This is a genomic window from Microbulbifer sp. ABF4_148 (assembly GCF_056158985.1).
Genome location: NZ_JBSWUI010000001.1, coordinates 190,181 through 202,402, shown reverse-complemented (window position 1 = coordinate 202,402; position 12,222 = coordinate 190,181). Strand labels below are relative to the sequence as shown.

Below are 12,222 nucleotides of genomic sequence, written 5' to 3'. Positions count from 1 at the left end.
GCTGCACCTTGCTCATTATCCCGATTGACAACAAGCCCGACTGGCGCCGCCCACCGCTATTGTGTTTTGCCCTGATTCTGGTGAATTTGCTGGTTTTCGCGTTCTACCAGAGCGAGGATGGCAGGCGCTGGGAGGCAGCGGAAAACTATTATTTTTCCAGTGACCTGCCGGACTACGAAGAGCAGCAGTTACTGATATATATCGACGAGCTGCACCCGGAGTGGCGCCTGTCTCTCGATGGGGACGGCGAGGACTTCGTCTACAACGAACTCCTCTGGAATATCGAGTTCCATCACTGGTTGATGCCGCGCCTGCAGGGGCCCGAGCATTCGACATGGCGCGCCCAGCGCGAAGCGTTTGGTGCGCTGCGTGATCGCGTGAGCAGCTTTGCCTTTGGCCTGCAGCCCGCCGAGCTGGACCTGGCCGGCGTTCTGGGGCACATGTTCCTGCACGGCAGCTGGGACCACCTGATCGGCAATATGATTTTTCTCCTGCTGTTTGGCTTGTCGGTGGAGCTGGCGCTCGGGGGGCGCTGGTTTCTCGGCCTGTACCTGCTGGGCGGCGTGGCCGCAGCGGGCCTGCATGCCTATGTCGAGGCGGGGAGTTATGTCCCGATGGTCGGCGCATCGGGGGCGGTGTCTGCGGTAATGGGGATGTTCGTCGCCGTCTACGGTATCCGTCAGCTCAGGTTCTTCTATACCGTTGGCTTTTTGTTTGGTGAGTTCAGTGCGCCGGCCTTATTGGTGTTGCCCTTGTGGCTGGCCAAAGAGGTGTTCGGTTATCTCTATGGTGCAGAAAATGTTGCCTACTGGGCCCACTTCGGCGGATTGCTGGCGGGTTTCTACTGTGCCTTGGGGCTGGTGTATCACCGTGGACTGCGGCACTCAATGCCGGTGGAGTCGGATCCACAGCCGGTGACGGCAGAGAGTGCAGCACTGACCCGGATTGAGCGGTTGCAGTCTGCTGGCCGCCTGCAAGAAGCGGGGCGTGCCGCCTTTGATGCATTGCGCCAGTTTCCCGAGTCCGTGGATATCGTTGTAAAGGCCATCGATCTCAATGCGATTGCCCCGGCTGGTGAAGCGTATCACCGCGCCAACCTGGCCCTGTTCGCGCTGGCGCGGGACCCCAAGGTGGATATCGACATTATCGCCGCGCGTTTCGATCAGTATCTGAAGCGCACACCGGTGCCGCGGGCGCTGACCGACAAAGCCTGTCTGCTGCTGGCGCGCAGGGCCGTTCAGGCGGGCAAGTGGCGTTGGCTGGAGACCCTGTTCAAGCGACTCAGCGAGCGTCAGGTGCGACACCCGCAGATGGCTTCCTTTGGGATGGCGCTGGTCCAGCATCATCGCCGCATGGGGGAGGAGCTGCGTGCGCGGGAGCTACTGCAAATGACGCGCGCGCTGCAAGTGGCCGATTAACGCGGTATTGTCAGGAGGTCGCCAGTACCTTCTGCAGGTTCACGATATCGGCGTTGTGTGTGCTCTGTGGGAAATGTTTGCGCAGGAAAGCCACCAGCTGGCTGGCAAGATCCGTCCGATTGAATCCATCCACAAAGATATTGGCGAGTAACAAATAGGCTGCATCCAGCTCGCGGTAATCACGGTCTTCCTTGTGCAGGTTGGTGAGAAGTTTTGCTGCAGGCTGGTAGCGCTGCTGACGGTAGAGCGCATCTGCGATCTGGTGGCGCAAAAACGACTTGTCGATCACGGGGGTTGGCTCCGTGATCAGATAGAGCTCTGCCGCCTTGTACGCCCGGTCCATGCGCACAAACTTCTCCAGCAGATAGGGCGCCAGTTCACGCAAGGCCTTGCTGTCCTGTGCTGCGAGTAACAGCCGGTAATAGCGCTCGTTTAGCTCGACATCTTCACTGTCACGGCGCAATGCCTCCACCAGAACTTTGCGCGCGCTGTCGAATTCCGCTTCACATGACAACACGTGGGATTGCGCCAGGGCCCGAGCGCGCTCAAATGCGCGCTCATCGAGCGGCTCCTGCCGCGCATCGGTATCGGGAATGATGCCCAGTGCCTGCTGTCGGGTCAGGCACAGATAGCCCATCATCGCGCTGGTGACGATATAGAAATAGCTGACGGCCGCCGCGCCGAGCATGAAAACAGCCCACAGTGGCAGTTTGGTGGCTGTGATACCCACCAGCAGGGTGGGGGCGGTGGATACCGCACTGCTGGCGACCCACAGCAGCAGGTAGGGCCAGCCTATGACCAGCATAAAATGCAGCAATTTAATCGGGTTGATCGCGGCTCTGAGACGACCTTCCAGTGCCAGTACGATCATTGCTGCAGGCGAGAGTAGTGACAAGAGGATGGAATAGAGTTGCAGCGCACCTTCGCCCAGGGGGGCGATCAATGTAGCCGCGCCGCCGGCAACGACGATCATCCCGATGACCTTCAGTAACAGTACCGCACTGTTGCCATCCATTGCCTCCCCAAGGGAAGGGGCCCGCAGTTGTCCATGCGCCAGGGACTGGATGACCAGCAGGTTATAGCGCGTCAGCAGTGCAAATACTGCCACCATCACGAGAATGGTAAACAAGGATGGCATTGTCAGCAGCAGCGCCACTAGCGCGGTAAGGCCGATCATTTGCAGCGGGCCTCCGCTCGCTGCAAAGCGGAAAAAGAACGCTCCCATTTGCCAGAAAGGCTTGGCAGAGTTACTCGCGCTGATGTTGACGACCGGTTTGTTGCAGCGCGTGCAGGTGGCGACGCCGCGTGGATAATTATCCGCGGTACCCGGCTGGCACTGTGTGCAAAGGTGTGTCTGGCAAGACGGACAATGCCACGCAGCATCCTGTTCTGCGTGATACTTACAGGACTCGGCCATGGATCCCCTCCGTGTGAGTGACTGTCACCTGGCGTGTTAAATCGCTTTTTCCTGATTGTACGGCGTGAGTGCGCGGCGCAGCAAACATCACCCGCATGGTTCGGCTAACTTGTTAGAATGCAGGGCAATGATCTACCGCGGCCTGGTGGCATACCATGCAACAGCGGGAACTAAATAGAGAGAGTTCACATGAGTAAGGCGATGAAAGTCGAATTGGTACGTATACCGGCCGGGGAACAGTGGGGCGAGAAGGCGCTATTGAGTTTCTCCGGCAAAGGCGCGGTCGTGCATGCGGTTGGGGAGGCGATGCCCCCTGCGCTGGCTGCACAGCGGGCCGGGCGGCGCATCGATGGCATGGGGATCTCCGCTGTCACACTGGTCGGCGATGGCTGGGATCTGGAAAGTCGCTGGGCGTTTCGTGTCGGCTATTTCAATCCGCGCAAGCAGAGCACGCTGGACTGGGGCACCGAACATGCCGCCACGTTAAAAGAGCTGGAAGCGCGCGAACTGGCCTCCACCTGGGTGCGGCAGGTAACCAATGGCACTCCCGAGGACATTTCCCCGCGGGTGCTTGCACAGAGTGCGGCGGACTTACTGCAGAAGCTTGCCCCGAATGCGGTGACGTATCGCATTGTTGCCGGTGAAGAACTGGTACAACAGGGTTATACCGGTATCTGGAACGTTGGTCGCGGCAGCGTGCGGGAGCCCGCACTACTTGAGCTCGACTACAACCCGCAGGGGGATGAATCCGCGCCGGTGCATACCTGTCTGGTGGGCAAGGGCATTACGTTTGACTCCGGTGGCTACAGCATCAAGCCCTCGGACAATATGGCCGCAATGAAATCCGATATGGGTGGTGCGGCGATGGTGACCGGTGGCCTGGCGCTGGCAGTGGCCCGGGGGCTGCAGAAGCGGGTGAAACTTTACCTGTGTTGTGCGGAAAACCTGATATCCGGCCATGCCTTCAAGCTGGGGGACATCATTACCTACAAAAATGGCGTCACGGTCGAGGTATTGAATACCGATGCGGAAGGCCGCCTGGTACTTGCGGATGGATTGATCGCCGCATCGGAGCAGAATTCGAAGTGGATTCTCGATGCGGCGACCTTGACCGGCGCGGCAAAAATGGCGGTAGGCCGCGATTACAATTCCGTGTTCAGCTTTGAAGATGAAGCGGCACAGCAAGTGCTGGATGCCGCAACAGCCGAGCAGGAAAAGGCCTGGCGTCTGCCGCTGGAGCCCTTCCACCTGGAGCAGATCCCTTCCGGTTTTGCGGATATCGCGAATATCGGCGTTTCCGGTTCTGCGGGCGCGTCGACCGCTGCGGCATTTCTCGCACGCTTCGTACGGGACAACGGTCGTGGGTGGATTCATATGGACCTGTCGGGGTCCTACCTGTTGGCGGCGAATGACCGCTGGGCGCAGGGTGCCAAGGGACACGGCGTGCGCACAATTGCGCGCTTCCTGCAGGACAGCTAATCCATATCTCGAAAAAAATAATGAGTTTGGGGGGACACCGTGAGCACACTGGATGCGGAATTACCGCTGGGCGCCACTGACAAAGGGCGCTGCGATGAATCTTCAGCGGAGTTGACTTCGCCCGCTCTGTCGTCGCCTGACGAAAACCCTGAACAGCGGGCGCAAAGCGCCGAGGCCGACACCACTCCATGTGCCAATTGTGGTACCGACCTGCTCGGCCCGCATTGCTATCAATGCGGGCAACCAGTCAAAGGCCTGGTGCGGCCGTTTTCCAATATCGTCGGGGACTTTTTCGATACCCTGCTCGCCCTCGATTCTCGTATCTGGCGTACCCTGTGGCCGCTTCTGGTCAAGCCCGGGTTCCTCACCCGTGAGTACTTCGCTGGCCGCCGCATGCGCTATGTCAGTCCGGTACGGTTGTTTATTTTTCTCTGCCTGACCACGTTTTTTGTGTTGCGACTCAGCACCGACTGGGGACAATCCATCCTGGATGACGGTCCGCTGATTGAAGAGTTCGCCAATGCCGAAACCGTCGAGGAAGTGGAGCGCATTCGCGATGAAATGATCGCCGAGCTCGATCGGGAAATCGACGCGGCGCAGGGCGGTGTTGTGGAGCCGAGTCTGCGTGTCGCCCAGGGACAGATCCGTGGTCAGGCGGGACGCCGGATAGGTGAATTACGCATAAACAGTGAAGGACTGTCGTTGCCTGGCCAGGACGGTGAGACGAAGCCCGGAGAGCAGACTACCGGCGCGGCTGACTTCAAAGACTGGACCATTACCGAGCCACAAGAGTGCACCGGTGATGCATGCGAGCAGTCGGGACAGAACGCACTCAACATCAGCGGTTTTGATTTTGCGCCCGGATTGAATGCCTGGCTATCTGGCATGACAGAGCAAGCGGAGCGCAACTTCAAACTGGTGCAGGAAGATCCCAACCTGTTTAAAGAGGCGTTCTTCCGGGGAATTCCCTCCACGCTACTGGTGCTGCTACCACTGTTTTCCCTGTTGCTCTGGTGTTTGTACTTGCTGAAGCGGCGTATTTATATGGAGCACCTGATCGTTGCCCTGCATAGTCATGCATTCCTCTGCTTTGCTTTGTTGCTGTTTGTAGGGCAGGGGGAACTCGCCGACTGGTTGGGAGAGGGCTGGCCGCGTCTGCAGCAACTGCTGAGTTTTACTGGCATTCTATTACTGCTATGGATGCCGGTTTATCTGCTGTTGATGCAAAAACGTGTCTACGATCAGGGCTGGCCGCTCACGCTGGTGAAATTCTGGAGCCTCGGGATCGTGTATAGCGTGCTGGTGGTGTTTGCCACGTCGCTCACCGCACTAACGGCACTGGCAACCCTGTAGAATCGGAAAGCCTGCCTGCCGCACGCAGGCTTGTACACTTTTCTTTCTGGTCGGTGTCGACCCGGCAGTAACGCTATGCGATGACCAGGTCTCGCCTCTTCAGTGGGAATGACGCCCTACGGGATTCTTTTCCAAAATCCGGATGTATTGCTCGTCTGATTCCATGGTCGCACCAGTTTCCAGCTGGGTAACGGTTCGACGGTAGAGTTCTTGCCAGGGCGTGTGGGACTGCAACTGCGGTAACTGGAAGGCGGCTCGACGCTCCGCCAGTTCGTCATCCGAAATCATGACATCCACACGGTGGGCCGTCAGGTCGACCCGGATATGATCACCACTCCGCAGGAGCGCAAGGTTGCCGCCCACGGCTGCTTCCGGAGAAATATTCAGAATGGATGGGCTGGGCGAGGTGCCACTTTGCCGGCCATCGCCCATGGTGGGCAGGCAGGTGATGCCGCGCTTCACCAGAGCGTCCGGTGGCAACATGTTGACGACTTCGGCTGACCCCGGATAGCCGACCGGACCGCAATAGCGAATCACCAGCATGCATTGTTCGTCGATGTCCAGGGCAGGATCATTGATGCGTGCGTGGTAGTCCTCCGGACCGTCAAAGACAACGGCGCGGGCTATAAAGCAGTTGGGGTGCTTCGGGTTATTGAGGTATGCGTCTCGGAACTCTGTGCTGATGACAGATTTCTTCATGAGTGCCGAAGAAAAGAGGTTGCCGCTCATCACCGCGAACCCTGCATTTTCTTTCAGGGGTTTCTCCACGGGAAGAATCACTTTTTGATTGCGACTCTGTTGTCCTTGGCAATTTTCCGCGATGCTCCTACCGCTGACGGTCTTTGCACTGCCATCAATCAGTTTCGCCTTGAGCAGCTCCGATAGCAGGGCCGGAACGCCACCCGCGCGATAGAATTCTTCACCCAGATATTCCCCCGCAGGCATGCAGTTTACGAGCAGCGGGATTTGCTCACCATATTCCTGAAAGTCGTGGGTGCTGAATTCGACATTTTTTATCTGTTTGGCAAGGGCGATGAGGTGGACGGGTGCGTTGGTGGACCCCCCCAGAGCGCTACATGCAGCCACCGCATTCAGGAAAGACTGACGGGTGAGGATGTCCGAAGGTTTCAGGTCTTCATGCACCATGTCCACAATGCGGCGGCCGGTGTGGTAGCCCATTTGTGGGCGCTCTTTATAGGTTGCCGGAATTGCCGCACAACCGGGCAGCGACATGCCGAGTATCTCCGCCAGACAGTTCATGGTCAGTGCGGTGCCCATCGTATTGCAATGGCCCACGCTGGGCACAGATTCCGCGGCCGCATCCATAAAACCCTCATAGTCCAGCTCACCCCGGGCATGTCGTTCCCGGTTTTCCCAGATCGCGGTTCCGGAACCCACGCGCTGTTCGTGCCCCTCGCAACTGGTCGGTTGGTTGCGCCAGCCATTCAGCATCGGGCCACCGGAGTACACAATGGAGGGCAAGTCCAATGCCAGCGCCGCCATCATGGTGGCCGGCGTCGTTTTGTCGCACCCGGTGGTCAGGATGACACCGTCGATCGGGTAGCCATGCAGGGTTTCTATCAAGCCGAGGGTGGCCAGATTCCGATCCAGCGCAGCAGTTGGACGCCGCCCCTGTTCGAAAATAGGATGTACTGGAAATTCCATTGGGATGCCCCCGGCGTCCCGGATTCCATCCTTGAGGCGCTGTGCCAGTTCCATATGGTGACGGTTGCAGGGCGTCAGGTCACTTCCAGTCTGTGCGATACCGATAATCGGCTTGCCTGCCTGTAACTCTTCCCGGGTAAGGCCGAAATTAAAGTAGCGCTCCAGGTAAATCGAAGTGTGATCGGGGTGATTACGATCATCGAACCACTGGGCGCTGCGTAATTTTTTGGCTTTCGTAAGGTTCATCACATTCGCTCTTTTCTAATTCCCATTTCCGGCATCGAGAAAAAAACGCCCCGCGGAGCGGGGCCAAAACCACTTACAGAGAGTGATGATGATGCCTTTGCATTCTTTCAGGCGCGCCCCGTTGTTTCGCTCCGAGGTATGCGCCTGAATCTTTCCTTGTGCGTCCTTTGCAGAGAAAAGGTCCCCGCCGGAGCGGGGCAAGCAACAACTGGGGAGAGATTCAGTTGTATCCAAAAATAAAGCAGCGCTCGAGATCAGCCGGGGGTAGAACATCAACTTTTACAATCGGTTTTGTTCCGGATTGCTTTTTGCTTTCGGCCTGCTTGGTGATGGATTTGCGCCGCACGTGAGCTTGTTTCTGCTGCTTGGTTGCCATTGTCCTCTCCTGCAGAGCTATGTGTTTTTCCTGTCTGCCTACAGCAGGCCGCGCTTTGCCAGATTCTGCATCAACGCGGAGAAACCGAATTGCCACCTGGGTGCCTTGTTGGTGTGGTTGACACGATTTTCCAGTGCACCGAGTTTCGGGCTGGAGATCCTGACGCGGTCTCCGAGCTTATGGGTGAAACCCTGGCCCGGATGGTCGCGGTCTTGTGTGGGTGCGAACAGGGTACCGGTAAACAGTGCAATGCCATCCGGGTACTGATGATTTTCATTCATCGTCTGGCTAACGAGATCGAGTACATCGCGGCTAATCGCTGTCATCGGACTGACTTCGTTCAGGCGAAACCCGTCTTCGCCCTCAATGTCCAGAGTAACTTCTTCCGCGCGCACATCCTCAATCGAGAAGGTGTCATCGAACAGGCGGATAAACGGACCAATTGCACAAGATGCGTTGTTGTCTTTTGCCTTACCCAGTAGTAGCGCGCTGCGCCCCTCGATATCGCGCAGATTGACATCGTTGCCGAGCGTTGCGCCGATCACCGTTCCGCGATCATTGACGATGAGTACGATCTCCGGTTCAGGATTATTCCAGTTGGAGAAAGGCAGGATGCCGACATCGGCGCCCACGCCTACGGCAGATAATGGCTGTGATTTGGTAAAGACTTCTGCATAAGGGCCGATCCCCACCTCCAGATACTGGGACCACAGGCCTTCCTGTTGCAGTACGGCTTTCAGGGCTTCGGCATCAGCGGAACCTGGTTTGATATCAGCGATGTCGCCCTCGATTTTGCTGCTGAGCTGGTCCCGTACGGCCTGGGCCCTATCGCTGTCTCCCCCGGCACGCTCCTCGATAATGCGCTCAAGCATGCTGCACATGAACGTGACACCGCAGGCCTTGATCGCCTGTAAATCAATAGGTGTCAGGAAGTGCGCGGTCTCAGGTGTGCCATTGTGGGAATTGGCCAGCAGCTCCTCTGTTTGGCCCACGAAAGTCAGGTGCTGGGGCTGTAGCTCGGACCGATCGAACTCTCCATTGACCAATTGCGCCATGGTTGGTGCGACCCTGCTCAGGTCGAAAACGCCATCGGCGTTGATCAGGACGGGGCTTGGCCCTGCGATATCCCCATTTAACCCGGCGGGCAGCCATGCGCGACCGACAAGGGTGCCGGCACAGCCGTCTTCCGGTAGTAGGGCGGTGAGGTCCAGTACTTGTTGTGACATGAGACAATCCAGAAATTATTAACCGGCAAAAACATTCGGGGCAACGCCCTGTATGCCAGGCTTGCAGCGGAATAGGCCACCCGCCAGGGGTTGCTCTTCGAGCTCCTGTTCGGACAGGCCTTTACGGGCGGTGGTGATATACAGCGTATCCAGATTTTCCCCGGCAAAGGTGCAGCTGGTGACATTGGCCACGGGCAAATCAATACGCCCGATCTTTTCCCCCTCGGGAGAAAAGCGAGTGATCCCCCAGCCGGCGAAATGGCAAACCCACAGGCAGCCCTCGGCATCCACAGTCATTCCATCCGGAAATCCGCTTTCTTCAGGTAGTTCGATAAACAAACGTTTGTTGCCGATGTAGCCCTGTGCATCCACATCAAAAACGTAGATCTTTCGCGCCAGTGTGTCGGTGTGGTACAGCCGATCACCGTTGAGACTAAAGGCTGGTCCATTGGTGATGCAGTAGCCGTCATCACAGCGATCCCAGCTGAGGTCCGGATTCAGCCGATACAGGACGCCACTCTCTGCGCTTTCGCCATCGTCCATGGTGCCGGCCCAGAAGTTGCCGAAGCTGTCGACCTTGCCATCGTTGAAACGGTTGCCCGGTAAGTGCGCTTCCGGAGGATTGTCGAGCGGAGTGATTTCTAGCGCGGGCAGTTCCAGTAGGGCAAAGCCGTGGCGCAGCGTGCCGACATAACCGCCCTGCGCCCGCGGTGCCAGTGCCGTCAGCTGTTGATCGAGCTTCCACATCTGGCGCTGGCTGCTGAGCGTGTCGTAGCGGAACAGCCGTTGTTCGATGATGTCGACCCAGTAAATGGCCTGTTCACCAGCGGCCCAGCACGGGCCCTCGCCCAGGGTTGCAGAGGCCTCCCAGACACAGGAGACCGCAGGAGATACGGTTGCAGTGGTCATCGCAAACTCCGCTGTTGCGCGGTTGTTGTTATCTGATCTTCTGTCGAGATTAATGTAAACGTTTACATTATGCAAATGCTCACAGAGATAATTGTGTTGGGTTGTGCGGTGGGTGCTATTCGGGTGCGCGCCCGGTGGATTCCCGGATGATCAGCTTGTGCGGCACGATTTCCGGCTCGGTGCTGGTTTCCGTGCCGTCGATGGCGCGACACAGGCGGCGCATGGTGCGCTCGCCAATCTCTTCGGCAGGCTGCGCGATGGTAGTGAGCGGAGGGTCCATGACTTCGGCGTAACGGATGTCATCGAAGCCAATGATGGAGATATCCTGGGGGATTCTCAGCCCTGCGCGTTTGATTTCGTGGGCAGCGCCTATGGCCATTTCGTCATTCGCACAGAAAATTGCGGTGGGGCGCTGGCGGTGACTGAGCAGCTTACGGGTGGCGCGGCGGGCGCCCTCGAGCGTCTGTTCGCCATCGACAATCCAGCCTTTGGCCACTTCCAGGCCGGCTTTACGCATGGTCCTGCGATAGCCCTGCTCGCGGTCTTTGGTGAGAAGCGAGCTGCGCTTGCCGGCAATAAAACCGATCTTTTCATGACCAAGCTGGATCAGGTAATGGGTCGCGTCGGCTGCCGCTGCCGTGTTGTCGACACGTACACTGGGGAATGCCGTGAGGTCTGATGTGACGCTCTCGCAGCCCAGCACAATCGGCGGGTGGGAGCCATTGCGGGGCCCATTCTCTGCCTCGGAAAATGGCGAGGTACTGGCGAGCAGGAGAATCCCGTCGGCTTCCTTGGAAAACACCATATTCGTGTAATCGTCGAATTCATGCGTATTCGACTGGGTCTCACGGATCATGATGCTGTAGCCCTCTTCGTCGGCCACCTGCCAGATACCGCGCATCACGCTTTCGAAGAAGGGGTCGCCCACCGTCGGCAGCACGACTGCAATCAGGCTGGTTTTACCGCGGCGGAAATTCCGTGCGAGCGCATTCGGCGCATAGCCGGTTTTTTCGATAGCGGCCTGCACCTTCTTGCGGGTGTTCTCGCGGACCTGCTCCGGGTTGTTCAGGTATCGGGATACCGTGGCAATGGAGACCCCGGCCAGATTGGCTACGTTTTTGATCGACAACGGTCAGTATCCGTGGGCTAGAGAAATTGGGAGTAATTTGGCGCTCGATGATAGCTCCTTGCGCAGTGGCTGCCTACCAGGCGCTTCCATGGGGAAATCGGGTTGACAGATGTAAACGTTTACAATAATTTGTAAAGAGTGGCTGATTTCCCACCGGTGCCCCGATTGCGGGGGGCGCCTGTAACGCTGCAGGAAGTATGTGTGCCGCATGGAGAAGCAATGACTAAGAATAAGCAATTGGCGGTGATCACCGGGGGAACTACCGGTATTGGGCGTGAGATCGCCCTGTATCTGGCTGGTCAAGGGTGGGCGGTTGCCGTTAACAACCTGCACGAGGATGACTTCTCGGCGAGCCTGAGGCGAGAAATGCTTGCCGAAGGCCACGACTTCTTTTTCTCAACTTGTGATGTCGGTGACAAAGAACGCGTCCAGGCGTTCTTCCGTGCAGTTGTTCAGCACTTTGGTGCTGTGCCCAACTTGTTGATCAATAACGCCGGGGTACAGACCTGGGCTCCCCTGTTGGAATTGCAGGAGGAAGATTGGGATCGGGTAATACGGACCAATCTTAAGGGTGCATTTTTGAATATTCAGTGCGCGGCACGGTTGATGGTCGAGCATGAGGTCAGCGGTTGTATCGTCAATATTGGCAGCGGCTGTAACAAGCTGGCCTTTCCGAATCTTGTGGATTACGCAGCTTCCAAAGGCGGGATCGAGATGCTGACGAAGGCTGCGGCGGTCGAGCTCGGTCAGTATTCCATTCGGGTCAATTGCGTTGCCCCAGGTGGAGTGCTGGTTGAGCGAACGATGGCGGAGTCTCCCGAATACGCCGATGTCTGGAGCAAGATTACGCCCATGGGGCGGGTGGGGCTGCCAGAAGATATAGCGCACGCGGTCGCCTTTCTGGCAGAGCCGCGCTCAGGATTTGTGACTGGGCAGACTCTTTGGGTCGATGGCGGTACCTTCACCAAAGCGAACTGGCCGTACTAACTGCATAAGCGCTTCAT

At 57.7% G+C, this 12,222-nt stretch carries 10 protein-coding genes; 4 read left to right on the top strand and 6 right to left on the bottom strand.

All coding sequences use genetic code 11. From position 1 onward, the window contains the following. The first annotated feature begins 8 nt into the window (after window positions 1-8). Complete coding sequence (locus ACXAD0_RS00790) at window positions 9-1,418, top strand: rhomboid family intramembrane serine protease (RefSeq protein WP_475086440.1); 1,410 nt, start codon at window positions 9-11, stop codon at window positions 1,416-1,418. A 10-nt stretch (window positions 1,419-1,428) separates the two neighbouring features. Here the strand turns inward: ACXAD0_RS00790 and ACXAD0_RS00785 are convergent, their stop codons facing one another. After that, window positions 1,429-2,835: a B-box zinc finger protein gene (locus tag ACXAD0_RS00785; RefSeq protein ID WP_475086439.1), complete on the bottom strand. Its 1,407-nt coding sequence runs from the start codon at window positions 2,833-2,835 to the stop codon at window positions 1,429-1,431. 189 nt (window positions 2,836-3,024) lie between these two features. On the opposite strand from ACXAD0_RS00785, the gene pepB reads away from it, so the two are divergent. Both pepB and ACXAD0_RS00775 read left to right on the top strand, forming a co-directional pair. Continuing rightward, the gene (gene pepB / locus ACXAD0_RS00780; protein WP_475086438.1) at window positions 3,025-4,314 is read left to right on the top strand and encodes an aminopeptidase PepB; all 1,290 of its coding nucleotides are present in this window, start codon (window positions 3,025-3,027) and stop codon (window positions 4,312-4,314) included. 39 nt (window positions 4,315-4,353) lie between these two features. After that, window positions 4,354-5,667: a DUF3667 domain-containing protein gene (locus ACXAD0_RS00775; protein ID WP_475086437.1), complete on the top strand. Its 1,314-nt coding sequence runs from the start codon at window positions 4,354-4,356 to the stop codon at window positions 5,665-5,667. Window positions 5,668-5,766: 99 nt separating this feature from the next. Here ACXAD0_RS00775 and ACXAD0_RS00770 read toward each other — a convergent pair whose 3' ends face one another. The 5 genes from ACXAD0_RS00770 to ACXAD0_RS00750 all read right to left on the bottom strand — a co-directional run bounded on the left by ACXAD0_RS00770 (window position 5,767) and on the right by ACXAD0_RS00750 (window position 11,218). Then, the gene (locus ACXAD0_RS00770) at window positions 5,767-7,578 is read right to left on the bottom strand and encodes an IlvD/Edd family dehydratase (protein ID WP_475086436.1); all 1,812 of its coding nucleotides are present in this window, start codon (window positions 7,576-7,578) and stop codon (window positions 5,767-5,769) included. A gap of 220 nt (window positions 7,579-7,798) precedes the next feature. Next, window positions 7,799-7,954, bottom strand: coding sequence for a hypothetical protein (locus tag ACXAD0_RS00765; protein ID WP_475086435.1), 156 nt, complete (start codon window positions 7,952-7,954; stop codon window positions 7,799-7,801). A gap of 38 nt (window positions 7,955-7,992) precedes the next feature. Then, the gene (locus ACXAD0_RS00760) at window positions 7,993-9,180 is read right to left on the bottom strand and encodes a fumarylacetoacetate hydrolase family protein (protein ID WP_475086434.1); all 1,188 of its coding nucleotides are present in this window, start codon (window positions 9,178-9,180) and stop codon (window positions 7,993-7,995) included. An 18-nt stretch (window positions 9,181-9,198) separates the two neighbouring features. Further along, on the bottom strand, window positions 9,199-10,089 hold the full coding sequence (locus tag ACXAD0_RS00755) for an SMP-30/gluconolactonase/LRE family protein (protein WP_475086433.1): 891 nt from the start codon (window positions 10,087-10,089) through the stop codon (window positions 9,199-9,201). A 115-nt stretch (window positions 10,090-10,204) separates the two neighbouring features. Continuing rightward, window positions 10,205-11,218 carry a LacI family DNA-binding transcriptional regulator gene (locus ACXAD0_RS00750; RefSeq protein ID WP_475086432.1) on the bottom strand — a complete coding sequence of 338 codons (1,014 nt, stop codon included), beginning with the start codon at window positions 11,216-11,218 and terminating at the stop codon, window positions 10,205-10,207. A gap of 219 nt (window positions 11,219-11,437) precedes the next feature. Here ACXAD0_RS00750 and ACXAD0_RS00745 point away from each other — a divergent pair, with 219 nt between their 5' ends. Then, window positions 11,438-12,205, top strand: coding sequence for an SDR family NAD(P)-dependent oxidoreductase (locus tag ACXAD0_RS00745; protein ID WP_475086431.1), 768 nt, complete (start codon window positions 11,438-11,440; stop codon window positions 12,203-12,205). The last annotated feature ends 17 nt before the right edge of the window (window positions 12,206-12,222 follow it).

What these genes read in the sequence shown, in the direction of transcription:
- ACXAD0_RS00785 (WP_475086439.1), bottom strand. Translation starts at nt 2,835, where the DNA reads ATGGCCGAGTCCTGTAAGTATCACGCAGAACAGGATGCTGCGTGGCAT.
- pepB (WP_475086438.1), top strand. Translation starts at nt 3,025, where the DNA reads ATGAGTAAGGCGATGAAAGTCGAATTGGTACGTATACCGGCCGGGGAA.
- ACXAD0_RS00770 (WP_475086436.1), bottom strand. Translation starts at nt 7,578, where the DNA reads ATGAACCTTACGAAAGCCAAAAAATTACGCAGCGCCCAGTGGTTCGAT.
- ACXAD0_RS00765 (WP_475086435.1), bottom strand. Translation starts at nt 7,954, where the DNA reads ATGGCAACCAAGCAGCAGAAACAAGCTCACGTGCGGCGCAAATCCATC.
- ACXAD0_RS00760 (WP_475086434.1), bottom strand. Translation starts at nt 9,180, where the DNA reads ATGTCACAACAAGTACTGGACCTCACCGCCCTACTACCGGAAGACGGC.
- ACXAD0_RS00755 (WP_475086433.1), bottom strand. Translation starts at nt 10,089, where the DNA reads ATGACCACTGCAACCGTATCTCCTGCGGTCTCCTGTGTCTGGGAGGCC.
- ACXAD0_RS00745 (WP_475086431.1), top strand. Translation starts at nt 11,438, where the DNA reads ATGACTAAGAATAAGCAATTGGCGGTGATCACCGGGGGAACTACCGGT.